The 25,388-nt window shown below is 57.2% G+C and carries 17 protein-coding genes and 1 tRNA gene; 6 read left to right on the plus strand and 12 right to left on the minus strand.

Features of this window, described 5'->3' with window-relative positions; genetic code table 11:
• Nucleotides 1-14: 14 nt before the first annotated feature.
• From XH96_RS03155 to XH96_RS03170, 4 genes are read right to left on the minus strand one after another with little or no spacing between them, the layout of a single operon-like run.
• Entirely contained in the window at nt 15-1,859 is a 1,845-nt protein-coding gene (locus XH96_RS03155; RefSeq protein ID WP_194391010.1) for an AIPR family protein, read from the minus strand.
• Nucleotides 1,856-2,869, minus strand: a complete 1,014-nt coding sequence (locus tag XH96_RS03160) for a PD-(D/E)XK motif protein (protein WP_194391011.1) — start codon at nt 2,867-2,869, stop codon at nt 1,856-1,858. The genes XH96_RS03155 and XH96_RS03160 overlap by 4 nt, the downstream gene beginning before the upstream one ends.
• Nucleotides 2,866-5,628, minus strand: coding sequence for a Z1 domain-containing protein (locus XH96_RS03165; protein ID WP_194391012.1), 2,763 nt, complete (start codon nt 5,626-5,628; stop codon nt 2,866-2,868). Before XH96_RS03165 ends, XH96_RS03160 begins: the two co-directional genes overlap by 4 nt.
• On the minus strand, nt 5,625-7,115 hold the full coding sequence (locus XH96_RS03170) for an ATP-binding protein (RefSeq protein WP_194391013.1): 1,491 nt from the start codon (nt 7,113-7,115) through the stop codon (nt 5,625-5,627). The genes XH96_RS03165 and XH96_RS03170 overlap by 4 nt, the downstream gene beginning before the upstream one ends.
• A gap of 119 nt (nt 7,116-7,234) precedes the next feature.
• Here XH96_RS03170 and XH96_RS03175 point away from each other — a divergent pair, with 119 nt between their 5' ends.
• Nucleotides 7,235-7,693 carry a very short patch repair endonuclease gene (locus tag XH96_RS03175; RefSeq protein WP_246790232.1) on the plus strand — a complete coding sequence of 153 codons (459 nt, stop codon included), beginning with the start codon at nt 7,235-7,237 and terminating at the stop codon, nt 7,691-7,693.
• On the opposite strand, the gene XH96_RS03180 is transcribed toward XH96_RS03175, so the two are convergent.
• Entirely contained in the window at nt 7,635-8,942 is a 1,308-nt protein-coding gene (locus XH96_RS03180) for a restriction endonuclease (protein WP_210337843.1), read from the minus strand. The genes XH96_RS03175 and XH96_RS03180 overlap by 59 nt on opposite strands.
• Here XH96_RS03180 and XH96_RS03185 point away from each other — a divergent pair.
• Complete coding sequence (locus tag XH96_RS03185) at nt 8,933-10,405, plus strand: DNA cytosine methyltransferase (protein WP_194391015.1); 1,473 nt, start codon at nt 8,933-8,935, stop codon at nt 10,403-10,405. The genes XH96_RS03180 and XH96_RS03185 overlap by 10 nt on opposite strands.
• 169 nt (nt 10,406-10,574) lie before the next feature.
• Here XH96_RS03185 and XH96_RS03190 read toward each other — a convergent pair whose 3' ends face one another.
• Entirely contained in the window at nt 10,575-10,901 is a 327-nt protein-coding gene (locus tag XH96_RS03190; RefSeq protein ID WP_246790234.1) for a DUF3850 domain-containing protein, read from the minus strand.
• 5 nt (nt 10,902-10,906) lie between these two features.
• On the minus strand, nt 10,907-12,895 hold the full coding sequence (locus XH96_RS03195; RefSeq protein WP_194391017.1) for an FAD/NAD(P)-binding protein: 1,989 nt from the start codon (nt 12,893-12,895) through the stop codon (nt 10,907-10,909).
• A gap of 647 nt (nt 12,896-13,542) precedes the next feature.
• On the opposite strand from XH96_RS03195, the gene XH96_RS03200 reads away from it, so the two are divergent.
• Genes XH96_RS03200 through XH96_RS03210 form a run of 3 tightly spaced genes read left to right on the plus strand, consistent with a single transcriptional unit; the run spans nt 13,543 to nt 16,665 of the window.
• Nucleotides 13,543-14,097, plus strand: a complete 555-nt coding sequence (locus XH96_RS03200) for a hypothetical protein (protein WP_210337845.1) — start codon at nt 13,543-13,545, stop codon at nt 14,095-14,097.
• Nucleotides 14,081-15,118, plus strand: coding sequence for a hypothetical protein (locus tag XH96_RS03205; RefSeq protein ID WP_194391019.1), 1,038 nt, complete (start codon nt 14,081-14,083; stop codon nt 15,116-15,118). Before XH96_RS03200 ends, XH96_RS03205 begins: the two co-directional genes overlap by 17 nt.
• On the plus strand, nt 15,076-16,665 hold the full coding sequence (locus tag XH96_RS03210; RefSeq protein WP_194391020.1) for a trypsin-like peptidase domain-containing protein: 1,590 nt from the start codon (nt 15,076-15,078) through the stop codon (nt 16,663-16,665). The genes XH96_RS03205 and XH96_RS03210 overlap by 43 nt, the downstream gene beginning before the upstream one ends.
• Before the next feature lie 1,148 nt (nt 16,666-17,813).
• Here XH96_RS03210 and XH96_RS03215 read toward each other — a convergent pair.
• From XH96_RS03215 to XH96_RS03230, 4 genes are all read right to left on the minus strand, one after another.
• The gene (locus XH96_RS03215; RefSeq protein ID WP_194391021.1) at nt 17,814-20,219 is read right to left on the minus strand and encodes a primase-helicase family protein; all 2,406 of its coding nucleotides are present in this window, start codon (nt 20,217-20,219) and stop codon (nt 17,814-17,816) included.
• Nucleotides 20,219-20,725: a hypothetical protein gene (locus tag XH96_RS03220; protein WP_194391022.1), complete on the minus strand. Its 507-nt coding sequence runs from the start codon at nt 20,723-20,725 to the stop codon at nt 20,219-20,221. The genes XH96_RS03215 and XH96_RS03220 overlap by 1 nt, the downstream gene beginning before the upstream one ends.
• A 471-nt stretch (nt 20,726-21,196) precedes the next feature.
• Nucleotides 21,197-21,793 carry a hypothetical protein gene (locus XH96_RS03225; protein WP_194391023.1) on the minus strand — a complete coding sequence of 199 codons (597 nt, stop codon included), beginning with the start codon at nt 21,791-21,793 and terminating at the stop codon, nt 21,197-21,199.
• Complete coding sequence (locus XH96_RS03230; protein WP_194391024.1) at nt 21,793-23,238, minus strand: site-specific integrase; 1,446 nt, start codon at nt 23,236-23,238, stop codon at nt 21,793-21,795. Before XH96_RS03230 ends, XH96_RS03225 begins: the two co-directional genes overlap by 1 nt.
• Before the next feature lie 150 nt (nt 23,239-23,388).
• Here XH96_RS03230 and XH96_RS03235 point away from each other — a divergent pair.
• Nucleotides 23,389-23,459, plus strand: a tRNA-Arg gene (locus tag XH96_RS03235).
• 375 nt (nt 23,460-23,834) lie between these two features.
• On the opposite strand, the gene purB is transcribed toward XH96_RS03235, so the two are convergent.
• The gene (gene purB / locus XH96_RS03240) at nt 23,835-25,289 is read right to left on the minus strand and encodes an adenylosuccinate lyase (RefSeq protein ID WP_194391025.1); all 1,455 of its coding nucleotides are present in this window, start codon (nt 25,287-25,289) and stop codon (nt 23,835-23,837) included.
• Between the last annotated feature and the right edge of the window lie 99 nt (nt 25,290-25,388).

Below are 25,388 nucleotides of genomic sequence, written 5' to 3' on the forward strand. Positions count from 1 at the left end.
AATGGTACTGAGTTTCAGGGCCTAAGCTCGCTGCTTCGGGTTCTGGAGCGGCTGAGCGTTCGAACGCCTGCTCTTGCCTGATTGAGTTCGGGCGGAAGCTTTTCCGGTAGGTCAAAAGACAATTCACGAAGAGCATCGCGGCACTCAACCCTCTTTGCCCACTCGCTCACCATGCGGTTACCGGCTGTTTTCCGAAGGGCCTTATCGATCTTCCCCACCCAGCCCTCAAGGAGTTTATGAAGCTCGGATGAGATCGCCTGCTGTGTCCAAATCATCTCCAGGTCGAGGCGGCCCCCGGTCGACCATGAAAGGCTAGCGACTGTGTATGCGATAATGTTCGCCTGAAAGGCTGCAAATTTCTTTGTCCTGACGATCGATTGAGTGGCCCTGAAGAGAATGGCCTTCGCAATGAAATCCTTGTACCACGTGGTATCCGGCTCAAAACCATCTGGATGCTCGTCCTTCAGGCCCTGCATAAAGAATTGGAAGTTCTTCTGATTGCCGAAGCTCACTTGATGTGCCTGACCCGCCCAGGCATTCAGGTACTTTGCTAGATCGGTCTTGGAGAACCTGCGCTCTTTCGGCGTTTCTTGTGCAAATCGCCGCTTCTGCGCGGCGGCGAATGACGCCTTCAGCTCTGCCGCGCCGTAGCTGCCGCGAGCGCGTTCGTAGAACCAGCGTCCTTTGCCGTCGGGCAGCCAAGTATTGCTGGCAAGCTTATCAACAGCGACGTGGAAGGGATCATTCGCTGAAAAGTCTGCAGGCTGAACAGTGTTTTGACTGTTGGCTGATTTCGAGACCGCAGCGACCATTTCATCCAGGTCCGCGCCGCCGCCCACGCAGATTACTTTGGCCGGCACCGAGATTGCATCAAGGTCAGCCCCGTCCTGCCGCTTGGCGCGATGCAAGCTGGCGGTGGTCTGACCGCCATTGACTATCTGCAGGCCTCGCACCGATTTGATGCCAAACTGCCCGTTCCCATGATCCTCTAGTTCCATCGCATCAACAGTTGCAACGATGCCGTTATTGTAGGCAAGGAAGCGATGAGGAAGATCACGGATAGTCGCTCGCAAACCCGCATTCACGCTCTTGCGGCCGCGAAGCCCGAGAAACGCTCGCACGTTCAATTCGAGCAGTCGGGTGCCGTATTTCTCGTAAACATCGGCCAGCAGTGCACCGGGAATGGAGGCGAGGTAGGCCTCGTAGTCGGCATTCCCGGAAGATGCCTTGAGACAAGGGAGGGATCCGCCGAAGTCAGCGCTGAAATCCACAACGATGTCGTCTCGGCGCAGCCCCTGCCCGAGAATCCGCTGAAGCCGCTCGATGCCGAATAGATCAACGAGAATGCGCGTGCCGTCGAATGCCTTCTTGAGATCGATAGATCTGAGGCCGGTCAGGCCATCCGAAAGCAGCACGATCCGAAGCACGCTGATTTGTTCGCGCGCCTCGTAGATATACCGAGCAAGCTCGCTCGCATCAGTGTTCGATGGCTCGATTTTTGTATGAAGCCCCTTGCAGCTGCATTCGTAGAATTTCATTGCCTGCTGCAGCGCGCTGAGAATTTCGTCTCGCGTCAGTGCGCGAGGCGGCAGTTCCCCAGTGTGGATGGTCGTGACGAGTATGAGACGTTCCTCGTCATCGGGAACGGAGTACCCGGTTATCTTATAGTTTGTCCGACCAAAATTGCCTTCCTGCCAAAGAAGAGTAGGGTTTTCAATGGCCCCCTCGTCACCGAGTCGATCTAGCACGATGCGGGTAAATTCTTTCTCACTGTAGATGCTGCCATCGTCCGACTGGATCGCTTCCTCGATTTCGCCTGCAAGCTCGCAAGCAAACGTTTCAATTGCTTCGTCACTCATGAGGTTCCGCCCATCAATCTAAGAAATTGAATTAGACCATCAACGCCGATCAGAAATCCGCCTAGTAGTCTTTCGTCCAGGGAATAGGAAGCATCCACAACTTCCGGCGGCACTGATAGCCCGGTTAGCCGCGGAAACTCCTCCCGTACTTCGAAACCGTAGAGGTCCTGGAGGACAAATGAAGCGAAGGGAGATCCTTCGCGATCAACCTCAACGAGGCCAGCCCTGAGCAGCCGGTCATCAAATGCCAGTCTCGCACCGGCAGCCGATCGATCAAGAGCATTACGGATATCGCGCACTGCCAATAGGACGGTGCGTCCGCCGGGCGCTTCCTGAAATCGTGGACGTGCGATGAGAAGGGTCGAGAGGCCCCGCCGATCAAGTTGGTCTAGGCGCGATATTCGCACGAGGTTTCCACCGCCAGCTACCGCCTTAACCTCTATCCCAATTCCCGATCGACTGAAGTCGTGAATGCCTTCCAAGGGACCGAACCAGCCTTCGACAGCCGCGTCATACCCGATCTCGGCCGCCAGAAGCTCCAGCATCGTAAGTTCACCCAGCAGACCGATTTGTTCTTCCCTGGAAAGACCACGCCGGCCAGAGCGCAGAAAGGCCTGCCACGCCTCCAGCCGCGAAACAACAAGCGCGACGGCCTGAGCGGGAGTCGCGGCCCGTCGCACGACTTCGACGAGATCGGCGGCCAGGACCTCAAAGACATCGCGCAGTGGTTCGCGCTCCAGCGCCACCGCGACCCGCAGAAGTCCTTGAGCCGAGTCCCGTCGATCGCTGAGACTGACGCCTTCCGCCGAAATCCTCAGCAATGTGCTTGGCGCCGCGTTTAGAGGAGCTTCGATCAGAAGCGCGACGCGACCGTCAGGTTCACGAATACCAGCAAGGAAACGTACCGTTGCAGGGACGGAGAGGGCGACCGCTCTCCACTCGCGGTCGCTTGGGGCTGCGCGCGCGGCCTGGGCCCATTTCGCGACGAGCTCGTCCTTAATCGATGTCATACTGGTTCGAGCCGCTGTTCGACGGTATTGAACCGGTACCGGATGGATCGGCCGCTGCGAGAGTCTGGGAAGCTGACGACGATTCCGAAGATCGGCACATCCACCTCCGCTAGCTTCGCGTTCTGCGGTGACAGCGGATACAAGAGGAGAAGCGCTCGCTTCGGGTTTTCGCCGCGGACCTTTCGTATCTCGGGGCCATCAGGGGTGCTCGCCTCGTCCTTGCCGGCATTCGCGCGCTTTGTATTGGTTGCCGCCAGCGCACGAGCAAATTCCTCCTGATCGAGATCGATTGCCTCGTCGCGAGGCGACAGTACGGTTTTCACTACATACCGACCGGACGCTTCACCGCGTGGTAGGGGAGACCGTTCGATGGTTGTGAAGGTCCACCCGTTCACGGTGAGCCGCTCGCCGCTACCGCTAGGGACGGCAACTGTCCAATCCGTCAGCTCTCCGGCGCCTAATTGCTCGCGTATGTATGAACTGAGGCGATCGGCATTCACGTCCCGTGCTTCTTCCGGGAAGACGAGGGATGCAAGAAGGTTCGCTACTTCCGCGCCAAGCACACCTTTCCACAAGCGGCGGCCCTCGAACGACTTGAGGCCCGACTGGTTTTTCGGATCGGCTGCCGGTCCGATCCGATCCAGAAAGCGAGTGACAGCACTCGCATTGCGTTGGTTGGCTACCTGGTCATTGAAAAAGACAGTTTGTATCTTCGCCTCGCCCTGAAACGAGACCTGAAACTCCCGCGAATGACGCATTTTATTAGGTGCGGTCACGAGCAAGATGTCGTGCGACTGGATTCTGAGACCGTATTGCTCCGGCGTGGCCCCGATCATAGCCATGTGGTCGAGACGCTCACGCAGCTCCTCCGCAGCGGTAGCTACATGGCGAAACCACAGCCGCAGGTCGGGCGTCATGTAGATTCGACAGAGATCAACGTAGCCGGGTCGATATCCGAACCAGCGTCCCATCTGCATGAGGCTGTCATACATTCTAGACGCGCGGAGAAAGTAGCTGACCGTCAGGCCTTCGAGCGTCAGCCCACGTGAGAGCTTGTCCCCGCCGATAGCAATGACATTCAGGCCCTGTGCCGCATTCCCATCATAGTCGAGTGCGTCGCGGATTTCACTGTTGACGACCTGCGGCCTGATCTTATCGGCGGCGTAGGAAAGCTCGCGCTCGACGTCGGCCCACTCAGTTGCGGGAAGCGTCTGTCCGATTTCCGTCGTCCTGATCGTTGCCGACGTCGGTGCAAAATCCTCTTCCCACAGTACGCGCAAGCGATCCAGAATGGGGTCTTTCTTCTTCGCTCCATATTTGAGTTTGCGCTTGAGGTCCGAAAACCATTCATCCACTTGGCGGAAGATTGTTTGATGCACGTCCTTGAAGCGTGAGACGTGGATCAGCATGGAATTATGGACGTTGCGCTGGCCCCGCGCAGCGCGAGCAGCGCAGGCGAGCACGAAGCTCAAGATGGCGTCTTCGAGAGAAGGTGGGATACGATCCTCGCCGTCATAGCATGGCACAAATCCCTTCTTATGGTCGACAGCTATCCAGCCTTCATCGTCCTGACCAACGTCTCGCGTAACGTCTATCGGCTCCTGCGCTGCGTCGCTCCCACTGCCGTCGATGCCGAATAGAAGGCCAGGTCCGACGTAGTTCGATGGCGAGGGAAGGTTGATGATAAAGCTGCGAGGAAACACATCGTCCCCGTGCTCGTCGGTAGTTGCGGCGTCGTGAATAAGGACATTTGCGAACGGCGTTGCGGTGTACGCAACATACGCAGAACGAGAAAACGCTGAGAGCAGCCTCCGTATCTGGCCGTTGATTCGCTTCGGCTCATACTCGGGATCGGGGGTGTCGCCATCGAATTGCTGTTCACCAGTGTCGACCGAGGCTTGATCAGCCTCGTCGTCGATGAGAAGGAGTGGGCGCACCTCGGTGTCGCCCCGGGGCGCTAGGACCTCACTGACCCAATTGTTCAGATTTTCAAGAATGCGGGCATTCTTCTTTACGACCAGCAAGACCGGCCGCTGTTGCACCCCAATCCCGAGATTGTCGGCGAACGCACGGTTGAAGTCGCCGTTGGCCACTTGGGTAGTGAGATGCTCGGCATGAATGCTCTTGTCGAGTTCTCCCACGCCGATCCGCGTGAAGCCGCCGCCGCCATTCACGGGCGTGGTGTTGTAGCCAAGAAAGTCGCGGTCCATGCGACGCTGGGTCTGCTGTCGCAGTGCGTTGTGCATGCCCGCAAGCACAATTATCAGCTTGTAGCCGGCATCGGCCGCCTTGTTCGCGAGTCCCGCGTAATTGGCCGTTTTGCCGAATTGAACATGGCCGACGACCAGTCCCCGACGATCCCAGGGACCGTCACGATTGGGATCTTCGATCTGCTCCATGATGAGATCGGTTGAAAGGTCGATCGCATCGATGGCAGCCGGTGGCCAGCCCTGATCCTGGAGCAGGAAGTCGCCGTACCGCTTGAAGAACCTTCGGCCCTCCTTCCGGTCCCCGAAATACCACGGAACATGACCCCGCTCGTCAATGAGCTTCGTTGGCCGCCCGACTTTGACGATCAGTCTCGTTTCCAGCTCGTGCACGATCGTCGCGATCTGTTCAGCCGAGATGTCCGCCGCGAGGAGTTTCGCGCAGTCATTCACTGCCTTTTCAATTTCCTCTCTGCCGACCGCCGTATCGGGATGGCGCTGGCGGAGCATCATGAGGGCCATAGACCCAATCGCGTCCTCAACCGAACTCATCGCTTCGCCCCCAACTTCCGCATTAGTTTTTGTTCAATGTCCTGGACCTTGTCGAACGGGTCCATCGTCGAGAGCCGTGCCGCAGCTTCGCCTGGGCTCAGGCCCGCTCTCTCCATCATCTTCGCCATCGAGAGCGCGGTGCTAACGAGTTCGGAGCTGTCGACCTCCTCGTCGGGGACGCCCCCACGTTCAGTCACATCAAGCCACACGCGATCGACCGGAACTGTTCGCTCGATAAGGTCGAGAAGCCCCTCAAGCAGATCGAAACCGGTTTTGTCTATGCGCTCTTTGATCATCTGGACGAGTTCGTGATCTCGCCGCACGGTGTACCGCCGCTTCGCGCCCTCAGGGTTGACCTGCCAAATCCGCGATACGCCGGTTGCCTTCTGCCGACTGCCATACTGCCCGCGATGAACAAAGACTTCGCGCGCCTTGCGACGAACATCCTCGGCTATTCGCTGGAGTGGCTTTCTGATCGCATCCGGTGGCCTCGCTATCGCCTTGCGCACGTCGATTCGCCAGTCATGGTCGGCCGTGTTTGGAATATCGATCCGGATGCGGGCGAGCCGGCTGGTCTCGTCGCGGGTCCATGCGCGGCTGCCGCCGAGGCCGAGCCATCCTCCCGCCGAGAGGAGGCGCTTTTGCCGGTACACATAGAAGCCCTGCTGGGCCGTCCAACCGTCTGGACCGCCCGCCTTCTCAAATTCGATCTCGCTGCGAAAGCGGTCCCGGTGCGGTAGGACGAAGCCGCGGACACGGACCTTGCCTCCGGGGCCAGGGATGTGCTGTTCCGGATTTAGGATGATCGATTCGTCTTTTTCCAGAAATGGGTCCCAAGCGTTCACTCGACTGCCGTTGAGGCTGATTTTGAGTGCGCGGGCGTCCCCGGCGAGAAAGCGATGGAATACCATGCCCAGGTGGGCGTCGACGCGCTGGAGCTCCGCGAGAAAGGACTCGTAGCTCGGCCGATCGGCGGTTCGGCCAAAATCAACCTTGCGCCAGATGACGAGCGTGCCAGAGTTATTCGACTTTAGTTCATCGAGGATTTCACGGGGGAGCCCGGCATCGCCTTCGATCAGGTCCCAGCCGCCTCCGTTCTTGCGAAGCTGATCCAGGTCCCACGTAAATGATGCCAAGCCGGAACGGGTCTTGGAAACGACCGTCAACTGCCGGCACTGGGAAAGTGACGCGGTCTTGAGGCCCAGCCCAAATCTGCCAAGGTCCTCTGGCGATCGTTCGGCCTCCGGGCCGATGCCACCGAAACGCATCGCTTCCACGAGGCGGTCAGCAGCCATCCCGGACCCATCGTCCAGAATCCAGCCGACCGGCTCTCCTTCGTTCCATTCCCATTGAATCTCGATACTCTTCGCGCCAGCAGCTATGCTGTTGTCGAGAATGTCGGCGATCGCGGTCTCAAGCGAATAGCCGACCCCCCGAAGGGAGCCGACGAGGGCGGCTGCGGATGGTGGTACGGCGCGCGTTGGCACGGGAAAAAACTAGGAAAGCCCCACGGGAACAAAGAAAACCCAACGTACCAGGGGTTGCGGACGTTGGCGAGCAGAGTCCTCGGTTCGACATCATGAGCCGGGAGAAGCGCAGCTCCCTCATGGGGCGCATCCGGGGCCGCAATACCGGCCCCGAGATAACCGTCCGGCGGCTGCTGCACGCGCTCGGCTACCGCTATCGGCTCCACGCCCGAGAGCTTCCAGGAAAGCCCGACATTGTCTTCCGCAGCCGGAAGGTCGCCGTCTTTGTGCACGGCTGCTTCTGGCATCGCCATGACTGCGGGTTGGCATACGTCCCCAAGACCCGCCCCGAGTTCTGGCGAAGCAAATTCGAAGGTAACATTATGCGGGATCAACGAACGACGCGCGAATTGGAGGAGGCAGGTTGGCGCGTGGTCGTCGTCTGGGAGTGCCAGTTGAGTGATCTTGCTGCGCTCGGGAGAAGCCTGGCGAGAGAGATCGGTCCGCCAAGCCGTCCCACCCCCCGCACGGGCACGGCAACTAGTGCTCGACGCTCGGGGCCGAAAACTCGCGCTCAAGCCAAGACCGCACGGCAGTAGCGTCTCCATGCCCGTGTCGCCTCAGAAGGCCAACAATATCAACCGCTGAGATCACGATGATCGGATGCTCATCTTCCTTGATTTCGCGGTATGCCTGTAGATCGACGTAGCTGGTGGTGACCAGCATGCCGAATTGTCGATGCCGCAGCCGCGAGATCAGACGGGACATCTCCCGCACTCCCACGCTGTTATCGAGGGCGTAGCACTTCGCTTCCAGCGCGAACTCGACGAGGATCGAGGCGATCCCATGGCCTAGGCGCAGCTTGCCGATGGCGTCTCTTCCCCCGTCGCGCGATGGACGGGTCAAGTCGAGCTCCGCTATGTCCGGCAACATGAGCCGAGCGATTGCTGCGGCGCACTTTTCAAAATCATGGGGCCGTCCCTCAAAGTACTGCTGGACCTCGCGGATGATGGCAAGGTCTTCGGCACTGGCGGGAAGTTGCTCAACCTTGGTTCGGTGTTCAATCGAGCGCGTGGATTTGAGTGCTCTGTATCGGCCCTTGTCCACCCAATCGATCCAAGCCTGCGGCGCGCGTGAGCTGTACGGGTTGCCAGCGATCACCTCCTCGATCCAAGTCCGTTCAATGAGCGGAGCATTCAAGATCGTGAACCGTGCGCGGTAGTTCTGAAAGCGCATACCATTTGAGGTCCGCCAGATCGCGACCAGGTCTTCAGCGACCTGCTGCTCGGAAGTACCCGGGACGGCGAGCCCGAGGAACATCACATCTCGCCACTCTCCGGTATTCCCAAACACGAAGATCGGCGGAACGCTGCGCCGGCCTGCGTCCCCTTCATGCGCTGCGGCAAAGATACGACGCAGGAGCTCGTTGCCGTTCCGAGGCGTGGCGTGAAGGGCTCGACCCGGCTGCTTGTTGTCGCCGTAATAGTTGAACACGCCGGTTTCACGGTCGAGTTCATCTGGCCAGTTGGCATCGGCCATGGATGAGGTGAGCACGACCATCTCAAGAGCGGCAAGCGTTCCGCGGTAGCGGAATCCGCCCATGTTGGATACTCGAAGAAGGCGAGGGAACGGATCATCGCCCGCATTGCCCGAGCGACCACTCTGATAGACGGCATCGACGTGCAGATCGGCCGCTCCAAGCTCGTCGAACGAGACCGACTTCCCCGCGTCTCCCAACTGCCTCTCCCCGACTATTTCTGATGCGACGGCCTGGCAATATCCGCCGAACCTGGTAAGTTGCGGCGGCATCCCGTTTCGCGTCATGGAATCGTTGGTCGATGAAATCATCCTTTGCCGTCGCCGCCAAATGCGCTCGGCTCAGCAATCCACAGGCGCGTCCGCGGGTCCTCGATCTATTCGCGGGCTGCGGCGGCCTGAGCCTTGGATTCCAGGCGGCCGGCTGTGACATTGCCGCGGCGCTCGAGATCGACGAGCTGGCCGCCCGCTCGCATGCAATCAACTTCTTCAAGGACGAGCCGGAGGAGACTATCGAGCACCACGCCAAACCCCGAGACGTCGCCTCGCTCGAACCCGAGGACCTCGTCGCGGAATTCGGACTGGGCAAGACTGCTGAAGCCATAGACATCATTGTGGGCGGACCTCCCTGCCAAGCGTATGCCCGTGTCGGCAGGGCAAAACTGCGGGAAGTCGCGGATCATCCGCGCGCGTTCAAGATCGATCCGCGAGGCAATCTGTATCTGCGTTACCTTCACTACGTGGATCGGCTGAAGCCGCTTGCGATCCTCTTTGAGAATGTGCCCGACATTCTCAACTATGGTGGCCACAACGTCGTTCAGGAGATCGTCGAGGCCCTTGATGATATGGGATATGAGGCGGCGTATTCATTGATCAACGCGGCTCATCACGGCGTTCCGCAGATGCGGGACCGCGTCTACATGATCGCGTATCGGAAGGAACTTGGCGCAACTATTCGCTTCCCGCGCGCAACCAACTATTGCGATCTTCCTCCAGGATACGCCGGAACCCGCGCCGTCGCGTTGAAGCTGATCAATTCGTCAGAGGGGTATGCATTCATCGAACCCGATACGGGACACAAGGGACTTCAGCCTGCCGTAACCGCCCGCGAAGCGATTGGCGATCTGCCGCCGGTCACCGCTCATCTCGAAGGCAAGCTGAAGCGAGGCGCACGGCGCTTTACCGAGGCGGTTCACTATCGCAGGACGGGGTGGGAGAACCTCTCCTCGTATGCCCGCCTGATGCGATCCTGGCCCGGATTCGAAGCGCGAGATGGGATCTACGACCACGTCCTGCGCTATTTGCCCCGCGATTCTCGGATTTTCAAAGCCATGGCCCCTGGAGACGAATACCCTGCGGCGCATCGAGTAGCCATGCAGTTATTTCAGTCGGCGGCGAGGCGACGCGGTCTCTCCGCTTCGAGCGCGCAGTGGCGATCTCTTCGCGATTCGATGGTTCCGCCATACGATCCAGGCAAGTTTCCAAACCGCTGGTGGAAGCTGAAGGCGAACGGTCCGGTCCGGACGCTCACCGCCCATATTGGCAAGGATACGTATACGCATATCCACCACGACAGCGACCAGGCGCGGGTGATCACGGTTCGAGAAGCGGCTCGGCTGCAATCATTTCCGGATGGCTTTGTCTTTGCCGGCACGATGAACCCGGCTTTTCGTCAGATCGGGAACGCCGTCCCTCCCGTTCTTGCTCGCGAAATCGCCGTGGTAATTGTGAATAGCCTTAGGGCAAGCATGCTTCCAGCGCTAGCCGCCGAATAGATGTTGTCCCGCATGGAGGGCGTCGCAGGATAAGCCGAGATCATGTTTTAGGTCGAGGCGGATCGCTTCTTGCCGGGCCGTCGCTCGTTTGCGAAATGCAGAACGCTAGTGACCATGGACGGCTGTTCTGTCTGGACCAGCATAATGTATTCTGGTGAAGCCTCTCCAACTACAAAGTCTGTATGCTCAAGATACAGAAATTCGGGTGCAATGCGTCCTTTGACAAGGCGCAAGGTAGATCAGATGATGTTACGTAGGTCACCTGCACCATCATCGAGCGCCCGGTATAATTGTTTAGCTTTGGATCGAACTCGCGTAGCAGAATCTTGTCGCCGACCTTGAACTTGCGATCATCGTTCCTCCGCAGATCGTGCTTTTTCCGACCCGCTTCTATTTCGCTGAAGAACTGAGGCCAGCACTTCAACTCATGATCGGGCTTGTCAGCGGCCTCAAATAGTTTCGAGACTGGTTCATCGGTTGACTGACGTACGGGCATGGCGCTCACATAACTTCCGGCGTTCCTCTTGTCGGAACGAATTCGGAGACATCGTAGTTCAACTGAAATGGCACATTCGTAGATGGCGGAAGAAGAGGAGCCAATTCTAACGTTATCCTAGCTGCTGTCGGTAATTTGGGGGCGCTCTTGTTTCTTCTAGTTAGCTCAGACAAAGGAAAATTACGAACGTGTCCAAGTTGCTCAACACGTGGTGCTGCTAGGCTTTCCAGAAAACGCTGCGCGATGGAGACCACAGCCGCCAATTTGGTATCATCAATATAGTATCCGGGAGCATTACTATCAACATAGATCACGCCGACGACGGGAGAAGGGGCAGTATAGACTTGTCCGGACTCGATCATCGGAATGGCGAGCACGAAGCCTACATCACGCCGCATCTCACTAGAGGCGTCATTGAGACGAAGCTTTTGCATGGTCTGCCTGAGAGAAAGGTTCTTTACGCGCTTCCTAGATCGAACGATCTGACGGCATTTATAGGCGACACCTATCGTTGCATTATCCGCGGGGAACGTTCTACCTGCAGCGCGCTCGCCCTCAAGCAAGAGCCCCTGGTACTCGCAAGCTTGCTGAAGCAGTTCCTGACCATGGATCACAATCGCTCGATGCACGGTCACTCGCAATCGATGGTTCTTGGGATGGCTCTCAACGAGCAGTCCGGCAATTCCGGAGCACAAAGCGGAGACCACCAGATTTGTCGGGCTCGGAAGATATTCCTTGCGCCATGTCTTCCTCTGAACGTCTGGCAATCGTCGTGCTTGTTTTGATGAGCCGGGAAATCCAAAATAACCGCCTGACCACTTGGCTGTATCAGTTAGCGACAACGTTCGGCCTGATGCGGTTCGTCGGTTGAACTCTTGAACGAGCTTGCCCGATAAAATTTTCTGAAACTGCTCCTCGCGATAAGTACCATGTCTGATAACGATGCAGTCGTCAGGTATCGAATGTTGTGCCACGATTTGCGGTATCGCAACATCGGTTGGGAAGAAGCCTCCACACTTGAACAGCAAATATACCAAAAGCCGGTTTTGAAATGAGGTTCCCGGCCCAAAGATCGCAGCGAAGCTACGTTGACGCATGTGAAGCACTACTTCAGTGTCTCTACGGAGTCTTAGCCGAAGGTCATTGCATGCCTCGTTCAACTCGGTGCCGCTCGGGTCGGTGGCGTGATAGAGCTTTTCAAGCTCGTTAAAGAGAGACGGTGGGCGCTTGGCTCTTTGCCGGGAATAAAGCTTCTCGATAACATTCATCAGGATCTGTTTGCGCGAGAAAAGCTGATCCAGAATCCGATCTTGCCGGAAGTATGAAACGCGAAGTCTCAGGAGATCGATCAACGCGCCGTCGCCTTGACCCGAGATAAGATAGGTCTTGCGAGGTTGGTTCAGACTGGGTTGACCGAATTCCTCATTTCGCCAATACGAGGTTGCATCATCTCGCTCAATTCCAAAACCAACCGCGAGTACGATGCAGTCAAACGTTTCCGAAGCTCCAAGAGCGCTCTTCTGAGCATCGTTGAGAATTCCGCCGTCTCTTGGGTCTCTCCTTTCACCGATCCATTCAATCTGGAGGGTCGATCCGGCGTCCCGTATCTGCAAGTGACGCGTATTGCAAAACAGCCTCGTTCTCTCGCTTTGCCTGCTTGCAAAGTTCTTCCATTCTGAGAGCAGTTGAGCCGCGACGTCGGATGCCCTCGCGGCTGTCCAGTTCATGATCGGCAGCATGGCGGCGGTCACCTCGCTGCCAGGCCCTGGCCAATTGTAGATCTGGGGGTGCAACCAACGAGTGTCGCTACCATGTTGGAGCGGAAGCAAAACATCCCGTTGTTCGAAGATGGTGATGTCGACGTTAGCTCGTTTAGCTATCAAGCCAGCCGCGAAGGTGAGACCGGCAAATCCTCCCCCGACGATCGCGAGCTTTCGCTTTTTTGGCGGCTCCTTACCCGGAAGTGCGCATAATACCAACCCGCATTCGATCATGGCGCACACGAGGTTTAGTGCGCGTGTTTGCTGGCTAAGGACCGTAACCCCAGCATGGAAGGTCCCGACCGAGTAAATTTCGTGACGTCCGATCCTGCAGCTGCTTAGGAGTTCTTTGAAAGTGGGCAAGTCGCTATCAACCTGAAGTGTGTGCTTACGTATAGCTTACCCGCTATTGACGAGGAATCCATACTCCGGACTATCGAATTTGGAGACTGGGCCCGACGCCCAATCAGCTGACCTTGCTCCCGCAGGGCGATACTCGACCCCCCCCCCTTGGAAGTTCAAGATGTTGTGCAATCCCGCGCTGTACGCCTGACACCCGAGCGCGCTAAGCCGGCGTCAACGCACATGCTCATCCGATTTTTTGTAATTGCAACGATTAATCCAAAAGTTGTACGATGAGCCTTTATCAACGCACTATATCTACTTCAGGCGGGCGGATTGGGATGCGGATCGTGCGGTTGGCGCTAGTGCTGCCTCTAATTGTTTTTGTACTTCCCTGCGAAGGACCGTCTCTTGCGTCTGATTGGAAGTGCGCTGGGGTTTCACCAATTCCAGGACCACTTGGGTATCAGGTTCGCCAAGGGGGAGTTAGGTGTGAGGGATTGTTTGAACCTGCAGTTGGAGCCAGTCGCGTCGCTCTAATGAGTTTGACGGACGCGCCCTTAAGCCAGCGTTCAGCGAGATTTCTGCAGATCGCTGCGTCCCCTTCTGTTGCCACCGAACCGGGGTTGCATGTCGTAGTGCTATCTCTTGTCCCCGATACCTTCTATCGATTGGATGCGCCGATCGATAAGCCGGTTATCGTTCCAACTGCAGACGTGATTGAGCCCGCGGCGCTAGACTTACCGCAGCTAGGCTTCGTCGGTTACTCGCAGCGATATGTAGTTCCAGTGCACGTTCGTGCTGCGGATGGTGGTCAGCCATCGAATATTGTCCCGAGCGGCACGCTGTCTGCCTCAGTCACGATATCCACTTTTGCAACCGATATCTTGTGGCGTTGGAAACGGAGCTGCCCATTAGACGCAGCTGAGCAGAAGTGGAATAAAGTGCGGGGCGCAGACTTTGCGCCGAACTCTCCTATCTCGTTTGAGATACGCGTGTTGCCTAAAACGCCGTGCCCGTTGGAGATTGCCGTAAAAACGACGGCAGACGGCTGGATTTCCCAGGAGTGGCCTGTCAATGCAGCGGGCTTTTGAAAGGGCGCGTGCGCGTCTCAGAGATCGTAAGGCCCGGCAATGGAAGTTGTCTAAGATCCATTATGCGGCTCTCTGTTTGGCAGCTATTTCAATCTCGGTCGGGCTTCTGGTTCTAGTTCGTTCCGGATCTACGGCGGTTAAGGTCGATATCGTTGTAGCGAAGTTGGCGTTCAAGGCCTCTAAGGATGCCGAGCCTCGCTTGATAGACATCAATTCTACTTACGCGATCAGGAAGATTGAAAACATTCGGTCGTTAGACATCCAGGATGCTCCAAGCTCAGGTCAACCGTTTTCGATCGAGGCAGATCAACAATCATTAAAGGTTTCTGCCTTGCCAATTAGTCCGGGGACTTGGACCTCCCTTGAGGTTCATCCAAATGCGGGCTTTAGCGTCAACCTGAAAGCTAAAAATGATCAGGTCCAAATAGGCGCAATCCAGACAGGCCCCAACGTCTATCTTCAAGGTCGAGCACAAACGCGAAAACAGCTGTCTCTCACACCGGAAGGGGTAGAGCGATTTTCCATAACGCTCGACAATCCCACAGTTCCGCTTGTTCTTACTTTTCAGCAAACCGATAAATACAACACTTGCTTAGCAGAAAATCAGCCAAATTTCTATTTCCCGAACATCCGCGGATTGGCTTTGGAAAGTGTTAGTTTCGGAGCAGAAGAGAACCCTACTCAATCAATCTTCATAAGCTCCGTTCTCGGAGGCGCCATTAAACTGCTAGACCTGGACCGATCGGTGACGCTATCGCCAGCCGACCTTCTAAGGATCAAATTTCGCTCAGCGAAGATGTCGCGCCTGACCATTCTTCCTTGTTACATTACAATCAGCGTTGACGCGATTGCCGAAGAAATCAAATCCGGTCCCAGGGATCATCTCGTTGATTTGCGGCCAACGTACCTCGAATTGGCGTTCAAGCAGCCAACTGTAACCTTTGTAACTTCCTGTCTTGCTACGTTATGGGGGTTTTTATGGGGTTTAAAGGAACTGTTCGTGCCCTCAAAGAAGGCTTAGCGGCGGGAATAAGGGCGGCCGGCTCGCTGTCTCTATTGCTTGTTCTGACCCTCGAAGGGAGCGAAGCGCGGATATGGAATCGAGCCATTCCGACGATTGATGAATTCTCGCCCAACGTCGTGCGGATAACGGCAGAACGAACTAACGGGTCAGTCGATGTGGGCTTTGGCCTTCTACTTTTCGCAAAGCAGAATCGAATTTTTGTTGCAACAGCCGATCATATTCTTCGCGGAGATAGACATGATCTCGTGCCAAGGAGGATCGTTGTGAATCTCCATGAAAGCCTGGGACGCAGGCCGATGGAGGTAACGTCCGTCTCTCCCTTTTTTGATGCGAAGATCGATGTAGCATGCTTTGAAATTTGGAACTTCGCGGACGACTCATTCAAAGAAACTGCCAAAAACTGGAGTTCTTCGCTGCCCTTAACGCGAAATGATCAATACTATTACATTGGTCGAAACCAAGCTTGGTATGTTCCGACCAGACCAAGCGTCTATAATAGTCGTAGCCCAAACGGTAGTTATGTTTTCGATCAGATAGACGTTGAGCAGGGTTCATCAGGTGCCCCTCTTTACAATGATCAGAATGGTCTCGTCGCTGGGCTGATAAAGAGAAAGCTGGGGTCGGGGTCTGCTGAAGCAATCCCATTCAATGATGTGCTCCGCGTCCTTCGCAATAGCTCAATACAATTAGAGTTCGAAAGCCAGTCAATTGCGCTTCTTTATGAAGACGCTCGTGCCAGCGGGCAGCGCTTCATTCAGGAAATGCAACGTAGGCAGCAAAGTGAACCTGACTCTGGAGATTTGTTCTATCACGGGCCTGTCGTTTTCGATGTGAATCGGGATGGCATACTAGACCGACTCCAAATTTGGACTTCGAGCGGCGCCGGGGGAGGAAATCACGACGAGCAGTATGCTTCTGTATTTCTTGGGCAGAGGTCCGGCACGTTCAAAGACAAGCCAGATTATCAAGCACAAGTGGGGTCTCGGGGAGGAAGCAAGATTATGCTGGATCAGCTAGTAAGACCCGACATTGAGACGGCAGGGAAGGAAAATGGGTTTGTCCTGCCGGGATGTCAGAAGGCTGAAAGGGACACGATGAGTCAGTGCTCAGTAGAAGGAGATCGTCTTTTCATATTTTGTCCCAGCAATAACGATCAGGCGCTCGTCTCTGTAGGCTTTGATGAATATGAGAAAGATCAATATCCTCGTAGAGACTTTCGAGGTTTAGAAAACCTACTAGGCATCTCATTGGGGAACGGAAAGATACGGTTGACGTTTGGTGCTTCGACCATACCCGACTCGGGAATCGCCCCGCGTCAGTCCTACAACGCCTTCGAAATAGCTGAAGTCTCTCAGTCAGGGCGTCGGGCGGGTGTGCAGAAAGGCGACTTTCTTGTCGCGGTGGCCGGAAAAACCGCAGATACGCCGCGGGATCTGACATGCGCTATCGGAGACTTGGACGAGCTGCCAGGACGAAAGTTTGTGATTTACCGTCGGACGCCGCAAGTACAGGTTCTTGAACGGTCTATTCCGGAGAAGCCATAGGCGCCTCGGAACTCCCGCGGCACAAGGAGCAAGAGGCCAAAATGACCGGCATTCAAAGCAATAGGGCCGCTATCGGCTGCTAATTTGCCTGGGCTAAGCCGCGCACAAAGATGGCGCCTGCAATAACACGACAGCAACCAACAACCGGAGGGTAATCCGGTCGACTTGCATGGGCCGCGTGCATTGACCCTGAGTATATTGTGATCCCCGTATCTACTGTTAGCACATAAAACGGAGTCGCGCGGCCTCCTCAAGACGAGTTCGACACCGGTCGATTGCACTGCTGACTTGATTTTCAATCATATTCCGGAGATCTAGATCGCGCGTGCACGCAGTCGGAAGCCCATTGAGCTCAGCACAAAAAGTGGAGACTATTTCCTGCATAACCATCGTTACGTCTTCGAGTGGTATAAGTTCTCCGATCTCCTTCGCCACCCGTAGCTCGATCTCACGAGCGCGGGCCTCGCGTAGCTGAGCACCGCTATCGCCATTGGCCACTCTCCGACTGGCTGCCTGACGCAGAAAGCGAATGTATGCAACGCGACACTCATCAAGGTCGAACGTGCCGTCGTCTTTACGGGGTAGGTTGCCGTCGTTCGCCAACGCAGCCACCCTCTGGCGGGTCAGATCAAGATAGGCGGCACATGCGGCGAGTGTGGCGCCATGCCGACTGCGGGGGCTGCCAGGGCGCTCGAGGCCAGCATCCTCGAGCGTGGAGGTCCCAACCAATTCTGATGGCTCAGCGGGCATTCTAGCCTGTAAACCCTAATCTGCAGCGCGCGGAATATATTCATATTACGGGCCGCCTTGCGCCGCAATGACACTCGATGAAAACACACGGTCCCTAAAATTTCCGCGCCCCGTGCTGCTTTACCTGATCATCTAAGTGCGGACTAGCGCAATGCTGACTAACTCCACCCCAGTTGGAGATAAGCCGATAAGGCTTTCGTTGGTGGGTTCCGGGGGGCAGGCTAGTGTGTGCTGGACGGGCGCGGCGCATAAGCCGGCCCGAGACCAACAGCAAAAACCAAAACCAAAAAAGGGAGTAGTTTCGCTACTTCTAACAAACTGTTTCTCTCTTATCTTTCTGCTTCCACAAAAATAGGAAATCGGGGCTAACAATGGTTTCGGTTTCTGGCTCGCTACGGTCAGAACACCTGCGCTACGTCCACAAAAACCGCCTCTCCGCGTTCAACCATCTTCATTAGCTCCGCTATTGGTGTACTGGTCAGTGTCCCGTCGTTGGTAAGCGCCGTGGTCACACCCACAGACGGCACGCGCCAAGCTGCCGTTTGCACTCGCTGCTTGATGACATGCCACCCCTCGCCCTTAGCCACCTTGCGTATGGTGGCGAGGCTTTCTATCCTGTCGGGGCGGTTGCCCCGGTAAAGTTGGTCGATGATCCTCTTCTGTACGGCCGCGTCCATTACGATCAGCTTCGTGTTTGGAGCGCGCTCGGTCAGATCGCGAAGAACTTCCACAGCCAACTGTTGGCCCTGCGAATAACCCTCCTCAATCACTTCCCTCTTCGCCTGCGTATGTGGTGGCGTGTCGGCAACCGTCACCGGACCGCCATTCGCGGACAGCCACTCCTTCATCCAAAACTTGATTTTGGCGTGTCCGCCTTCGTGGTCGAGCCAGTCGTGCAGCCGCTTCCATTCAGCCGCGCTGCGCCTATGCTCGCTTACCGCAGGCACCAACCAGCGACGGTCATCCATGCTGAGCTTGAGCGCGCGTTTGCTGTTGGAGCACGCTAGAACGTGCAGCCAGTTCTCGATGTCATAGGCCGCCATGTATTTCTCGTTGATACGCAGCGTATTCTCCGTTATGACGCTTTTCAACTTGTCATAGGCCTTGGCATTGTGGCCTGCATAAATTTCGTGGACGATGGCGAGGCGCTTGTGCGCGCACCAACCGTTAAAATTTCCGTCGGTTACGGTCGCTTCGCTCGGCTCGCTGCAGTTCCACTTCCCAATCATCGGCTTCAAAATGTCGCTGCCGAGCGTGCTCTTCCCCACGCCCTGCGTTTCGCTGATCAATAGCAGGCCGTATTTCATCTTGATCTCAGGATGGCATACGAGCGTAGCGCACCAGCGGATCACCGCCGTGCGGTCAGCCTCGATCGGGAACGTCGTGTCAAGGTAATCCAGCCAAGGCGTAACGTCGCCAGCCTCAGCCACCAAGCGCGGGCCCACATACGTGTTCACATATGCATTGTCGCGTTCATCGCTCATCAGCCCGCTTGGACTTGCCGGGGCATAGCGTAGACCTGCGCCTCTATTGGACTGTACGCGCTTCAGAATGCGCGCGGTGTCGTCCGTGTCGCTGAACGGCCTCACCCAGCCATTGAAGGCCTTTTCGCTTAACAGCTTGTCGGGCTTGTTCACATTCACGTACACGTCCGGCTCGCGCACCTGAACCCATTCCTTCAGGAAATGAGGCGTAATCGCGTAAGTCGGCCGCGCCCTGCTGCCTGCTGGGGCAGGAATGATGTCGGTGGCGTATGTGGCATGGTGGACTAGATCATCGATGGTCGGACCAACATATCGGCCAGTGTCGCTGTAGAAGGTGCGCGGCATCGGGTCGGCCATGTCCCAATGCGAGGGAAAAGTCTGGTCGAACTGCACGCCCCACATGGTGCGCCTGTAGTTCTTGCTGACTGTGACTAAAGCCTCCTTGCCGGCCGCGTCGTTGTCACAGACGTAAACCATTAACTCCGGATTGCGCTCCCATAGCTCGTCATAATCGGCACGGTGCGGCGAAAGCGCTCCACCAATCATGCCCCAATGCTCATATTGGCGCAGTTCTTCAATCCACGGATGGGTGCTGCTGGCGTCGGCGCACATTTCGGTGACGAACTTGGCCGCCTTTGCCCCTTCGTGCACCATGTACTTCGTCTTGCCCGTGCTGCGCTTGGGCTTCCAGAACGGCAAGCTACCATCCGGCTCCATGCAGCGCCATTCGCCATCTGACCAATATGACCACGGCAGGTAGCGTTTGCCGGTCGGCGTGTCGATGCGCTGCTGCACCATACGCAGCATACCGGTGCGCTGATTGTAGAATTCGAAGAACAACGGATCGTCATCCGCGTTCACCGCAGCGCGCTGGTGTTCGTCGCGCAGCATGGGCAGCAAGTCCTGTATGGCGGCTGGCCGCACTTCCATGCTTTTGGGGAGCTCAATGCCCGCCTGAAACGCCACTCTGATCGCGGCTTGCTCTGCTTCCGTCGGCGCGTAGGCATTGTCGCTTACCTTTATGGTGCCGTCCGGCTCCAATTTGATGACGCACTTTTCGCGGTAGTAGTGGCCGAAGCTTTCCTGCACCAACCACCGCCGGAAATTCTTCTCCTTAGCGCCGTGCCGGTTGATGTATTGGGCCAGCGCAGGCACGGTTTGATAGAAATTTCCTTGACTCCGCGCACCAGCATGAGGCTGTGCCGGCGGAGCCGCATGGTGGTCTTCTGGAAGGCGAGGGGAATTCTCGCGCCTTATGTAGGCGGCACTTGGCGGGGCGTTATTCACCAGTTCATGCTCAGCGTTGCTGCCTAACGTCATCAGCGGTCACCTTTCCCATGCGCCCGGTGCCACTCCGTTGAGTGTGCAATGAGATCGAGGTGATGAAATCGCCAGCCTCTACCCGGCGGCGGCACCGATATGGGTGTGCCGTGTGCGCCTTGGTTGCGGGTCAAGGTGATCTCCATTCCGCTCCTTATCCACACGGAAAGAAAAGTTACGCCTCCAAAAGCTTCCTCAATGGAGATGAGCCGCTCGGCACTGGTACGGGGATCGACGTGCAGCAGGAAGCCGCCGCTGCGCAGAACCTTTTTCGCCTGCCGCCAGGCTTTTAAGTTTCTGCTCAAATTTAACTCTGCCCATCTTTTGGCCTCTTCGTGCGCAACGCGCCATTCAGAAAGCTCGCGCCGCGCGGCACCGTTCGTGATGGGGCCGAACAACGATCCTTGGCTCTGGTGGATTGGTTGGGTAAAGTCGGGCTGTTCAGCTGCCTGCTTTACCGGCCTCTTCACGATTTCGCATGAGGAGGCCTTCTCTTGTTGGGTCATGCTTCACGCCTCCGCCCGTTCTCGGCTCGGGGTGCGTCTGTGCTTTGGCGGCGGCGGACTGGCGGCGCAGCGCCGCTCGTAGCCCTCCAGTTCAGCGACGCTAAAAAACTGTATGCGGCCGAAATAGGTGGCACGCGGAAAGTTGGCGTCGTCGCGTAATTTCCTCCACAACCACATGAGGCTGCGGCCACCGTAACGCTCACAGACTTGCTTCGCGGTGATCCACACCGCACTGGAGGGGACGGCGAATTGCCGACGTGGGCCTAGTGTATAGCCCGCGCCGCGACGCACGCGATGCGGCACAGTTTCGGAAACGGTAGCCTGCATCGATGCAGGTGGCTGGTTGTGATTTGGCTGGGGCACGGTGTTTGTCCTTCGTTGTTTGCAACAAGGACTAACCACCTAAACCATAGCAAAGCCCAAAACGGGTATTATTCCGAACCCCTTTTTAGGCTCGCCCGAAAACAAGGATTATTTCCAACCCCATTTCGGGGTTTGGCCCAACCGTGCAGCCTTGCATTGCTTGACAAGGTTGGCGTTTCGCTCGCCGTACAGCAGCGCCGCCAACTCGCAGAAGCAGCGGCCCTTGGCGGTGTCGGGGGCGCTGGAATAATACATCAAAGAGAGTGCCGCTCTCACGGCTCGGTGCTTAGCTGCGGCTGCCTTCCGAGACGGTTTTACCATGGCATTGACCGCGGCTGCCTTCCGAGAGAGTTTCACTGGAGCTTTGGCCGCCGCTGCCTCTTTCATTTTTATCCGCCACTCACTAATTTCGGCATGCGGAAAGAACTTGTGGACCTCCCAGGGAAGGTCTTTATTTTTTAGCGCGTGCTCAACACGGACCAGTGCATCCGCCAGCCGTTTGACGGCCCGCTTCGTATCCTTGAACAGTGGCTTGCGCTCCTGCGCGTTGATGTATTCAAGGTCGACGATTGCGGTTTCTAGATGAGAAAGACACTCTTCGCGGCGCGCCGCGGCTGGCTTGATCAGCGCCATGGCTCGCCGGACCGTTGCCCCATGCATGGCCTGCAACTTCTCTTTCAAAAAACCATCCATAAAGTCATCCATTACGCCGGCTCCCGCAACGGCACAAAGTTGCCCGCTCGAGCATACCCATTGACGATGCCCGCGACGTGATCTGCCCAGCGCTCCAGCGCCGCGCGTTTTTCCGGTTCATACTGTTCGCGGTTATAGGTTCCGGCCACACCGCTCTTGGCACCGCTGACGTGGTTCAATGCCGCTTCGATGATGTGAGGTGGTATGCCGATGCTTGCCATACCGGTGGAGCACGACCTACGCAGATCATGCAGCCGCCACGGCGTGAGCGTTGTAGTCCTGCCCTGCTCCGCCTTGGCGGCAGCCAACATCACAGCATCAAACCGCGCCTTGTACTTGGAAAATCCCGATACCGGGGTTTTGCCATTGGTGCTGAACATATAGTTGCAACCTGCAAGCTGCGGCATGTTGGCAATAATTTCCCGCGCTAGCAGGGGCAGTGGCACGTTGTGCGGTAAACCGTTCTTGGTGCGCGTGCCAGGCAACCGCAGCGTAGCAAGGTCGTCGCTTAGTTCATCCCGTGTCATGCGGGCGATTTCATTGAGGCGGCAACCCGTCAACAGCAGCAGCTTGCAGAGCGCGCCGAACGGAGGTCCAACGGCCTCGCACGCGGTCCAGAACCAGCGCAGTTCGTCAGCGGCGCGGACGTCGGTCTTGGCGTTCAAAACACGGTCACGCGCAGCCGGTGGCGGTGGTCGATGGATGCCGAAGCAGGGGTCGGTGGCGATGCGACGATGTTTCTGCAACCATTTGAACATGGTGCCGAGAGCGTCCGCCATGCGCCTGCCGCGTGGGTCGCTGGTGCCGGTGTTGCGCCGTACCAGTCCCGGCACACCGCTGCGGCGGGCTTCTTCGATCACGCTGTAGATGTCGTCGCCGTTGATGCTGGCGATAGGTTTCTCACGCCAGCGGTCGCACAGCCCGTGCTTGATGTGGGTCGGCTCGCCACCGGCCAGCGGGTAAGCAAGGCCCAGCAGCTTTGCGACTTCCCTCCAACGGCGCGGCTTCTGGCCGGTCCTGTCCACGCGATGATCGTCAATGAAGGCGCGCACCGCATGCGGGTAGGTGTATGCGCTGGCCTCCATCAAGGCGCTGCGCTGCCGCCGCCGCGTGGAGTGATGCTCGGCAAACACGTCAACATTGCGCGCCCGCTGCCTCACGAGGGTCAGGGCCAGCACTCGCGCCGCTTTTAACGTCAGGGGATCGCCGATTTGTGGTTCGCTAGCGGCTTCCCTGCCGGATTGGTCCACTGGTCCCAGCGTCAGCTTGACCAGCTTGCCATTAGGCCTGCGAAATTTCACCGCCCATGACTTTGTACCGCTCGGTTGGACGATCAGCTTAAGCCCGCCACTGTCGGCGTCGGGGATTTCACGCCGCCGCTTACCGGGCTTCATGGTCGCCACCGCTACAGCGGTCAGACGCTGGGCGGGCTGACGCTTGGGCTTCGGTTTGGCCATGGCAATTCCTTAGGGGCAACATAGGGGCAACAAATAGGCTGTTACCCCAAGTTAATAAGGATTACCATCATTGAGACGATACAGCACAAAAAAACCGAAAAGATAACGGTTTTCGCCGCCTTTTTCGGTTACGTAAGGTGCGGCGAAGTTGGGTAGGTTTGGGTCTGTGCCACGTTTTCCTAAACCGTAGGTCGGAAGTTCGAGTCTTCCCGGGATCGCCAGTCATTCCGACGCAGGAAACCCAGTAAATATCGGCATTTCCTCGACGTACGCGGTCCGTTCTAAGGCCTATTTGGCCGTCTCAGGGCCGATTCCGTATGCTCCGTGCAGTATGTGGAATTACAAGGGGTTATCTGGGACGACGTCTGCTCCATGCAACACGGATGCAACACGAAGCTGTCGGCATGTTCGTCCTTCGTCCTGTCACTGCTGCGCGGCACAGAACCGACTTCTCGCGCGAGCAGCAAAGCGTCGTCGAGATGGTCCGCACGTTGAAGACGAGCTGCTGACGCTGAGTCGTCATCGTCCAAGGGTTGTCAGCGGAATGGACCGTTCGCGCCTGTCAGCCCATGTTGGGAGCATTTCGTCCGCCGAACTCAACCTGCGCGCACCAGAGACGGGGCGAGACCTACGTATGTATCCGGCATGATTCCCTTCATGCGCCTCTTCGTCTCGTCGTCGATAAATGACGGGTCCAGACCATCCACGAACGCATGCAAGTCGGCGAGCGTGATCTTTGCGCCGCGCGACAATGATTTGAGCGCGTCGTAAGCGTCCGGAAAGCCCTTGCTTCGCAGAATTGTCTGATATGCCTCGGCCAGCACTTCCGGATGCTCGACGAGCGCCTGGCGGATCCGTCCGGCATCAGGCGAGACCTTCTTCATTCCAGCGTGAAGATTTTCATACCCGACCATGCAGTGTCCGAAAATCGTGCCGAACACGCGCACAACGGTCGAGTCCGATAGGTCTCGTTGCAGGCGGGAAACCGGAAGCTTACGGCAGCAGCCCTCCATGAGCCAGTTGGCGATCTGGAGATTGCCCTCAGCATTCTCGAAGTTGATCGGGTTGACCTTGTGCGGCATCGCGGACGAGCCGATCTCGCCGGCGATCGGCTTTTGGACGATCCATTCGTCGCTGATGTAGCGCCACATGTCCTGCGTGACATCCACGAGAATGGTGTTGATGCGCATGATCGCCGCGAACAATTCGGCGTAGGTATCGTGCGGCTCGATCTGGGTAGTGAGCGGATTGAACGAGAACGATACGTGCGCGCCTCTACGCAAGTATGTGCCGTTCTCGACGAAGGCCTGCGCGAACTGTGGCCAGTCGACGCCCGGCAGCGCAGCGTGCATCGCAGCGTAATTGCCGGAGGCGCCATTGAGCTTGAGGGCGATCTTCAGCATGGCCATCTGTCGCATTTGCCGACGCAGGCGCTCGTCGAAGATCGCAAACTCCTTGCCGAGCGTGGTCGGCGTGGCCGGTTGGCCATGCGTGCGCGAGAGCATGGGCATTTGGGCACACTGTGCCGCCGACCCATGTAACCAGTCTGTCACCGATTGAAGCGACTCCATCAGCACGTCGATGGCATCTCGGAGCATCAGCCCGTAGGCGATATTATTCACGTCTTCCGACGTGCATCCGAAATGGATCCATTCCACGATGCCGCCTAGCCCGAGCTGCCCGAATTTCCACCGCAGCCACAGCTCGCACGACTTCAGATCGTGGTTGGTGGCAAGGATGCCGTTCCAGCCCTTGGTCTCCAGCTGTTTGATCGAGAGGGCATCATCGTGTGCGAAGGAATGGATAATACCTTCGAGCACCGTCACGTTGCTCTGGCCGAGGTTGAGCGGAATGTCCTTGTGCTCGCCGAGTGCCAGCACGTAGCGCACCATGACTTCGACACGGTATTTGATCAGGCCGAACTCGCTCATGATCGGGCGGAGCGGCTCGGTGTAGCGCTCGTACCGACCGTCGACGGGCGAGATATTCATCAGAGCATCCGACATCGCGTTGATCCGTCGCTGATTATGCATGCGGTTGCCGATTATCATGCCGCGTATCAGGCGACCAGCCCGGCGGGAGCGCTCCAAGCACAGGATTGGCTCCGTGCCGGATCATGCCTTCTGATCGATCTTTCGGCGTGGCGGCTC

It is taken from the genome of Bradyrhizobium sp. CCBAU 51765 (assembly GCF_015291725.1).
Lineage (GTDB): Bacteria > Pseudomonadota > Alphaproteobacteria > Rhizobiales > Xanthobacteraceae > Bradyrhizobium > Bradyrhizobium liaoningense.

Bases quoted from the DNA above. Each gene is read 5' to 3' on its own strand.
- XH96_RS03155 (WP_194391010.1), bottom strand. From the start codon at position 1,859: ATGAGTGACGAAGCAATTGAAACGTTTGCTTGCGAGCTTGCAGGCGAA.
- XH96_RS03160 (WP_194391011.1), bottom strand. From the start codon at position 2,869: ATGACATCGATTAAGGACGAGCTCGTCGCGAAATGGGCCCAGGCCGCG.
- XH96_RS03165 (WP_194391012.1), bottom strand. From the start codon at position 5,628: ATGAGTTCGGTTGAGGACGCGATTGGGTCTATGGCCCTCATGATGCTC.
- XH96_RS03175 (WP_246790232.1), top strand. From the start codon at position 7,235: ATGGGGCGCATCCGGGGCCGCAATACCGGCCCCGAGATAACCGTCCGG.
- XH96_RS03185 (WP_194391015.1), top strand. From the start codon at position 8,933: ATGAAATCATCCTTTGCCGTCGCCGCCAAATGCGCTCGGCTCAGCAAT.
- XH96_RS03180 (WP_210337843.1), bottom strand. From the start codon at position 8,942: ATGATTTCATCGACCAACGATTCCATGACGCGAAACGGGATGCCGCCG.
- XH96_RS03190 (WP_246790234.1), bottom strand. From the start codon at position 10,901: ATGCCCGTACGTCAGTCAACCGATGAACCAGTCTCGAAACTATTTGAG.
- XH96_RS03195 (WP_194391017.1), bottom strand. From the start codon at position 12,895: ATGATCGAATGCGGGTTGGTATTATGCGCACTTCCGGGTAAGGAGCCG.
- XH96_RS03200 (WP_210337845.1), top strand. From the start codon at position 13,543: ATGAGTTTGACGGACGCGCCCTTAAGCCAGCGTTCAGCGAGATTTCTG.
- XH96_RS03205 (WP_194391019.1), top strand. From the start codon at position 14,081: ATGCAGCGGGCTTTTGAAAGGGCGCGTGCGCGTCTCAGAGATCGTAAG.
- XH96_RS03210 (WP_194391020.1), top strand. From the start codon at position 15,076: ATGGGGTTTAAAGGAACTGTTCGTGCCCTCAAAGAAGGCTTAGCGGCG.
- XH96_RS03215 (WP_194391021.1), bottom strand. From the start codon at position 20,219: ATGACGTTAGGCAGCAACGCTGAGCATGAACTGGTGAATAACGCCCCG.
- XH96_RS03220 (WP_194391022.1), bottom strand. From the start codon at position 20,725: ATGACCCAACAAGAGAAGGCCTCCTCATGCGAAATCGTGAAGAGGCCG.
- XH96_RS03225 (WP_194391023.1), bottom strand. From the start codon at position 21,793: ATGGATGACTTTATGGATGGTTTTTTGAAAGAGAAGTTGCAGGCCATG.
- XH96_RS03230 (WP_194391024.1), bottom strand. From the start codon at position 23,238: ATGGCCAAACCGAAGCCCAAGCGTCAGCCCGCCCAGCGTCTGACCGCT.
- purB (WP_194391025.1), bottom strand. From the start codon at position 25,289: ATGATAATCGGCAACCGCATGCATAATCAGCGACGGATCAACGCGATG.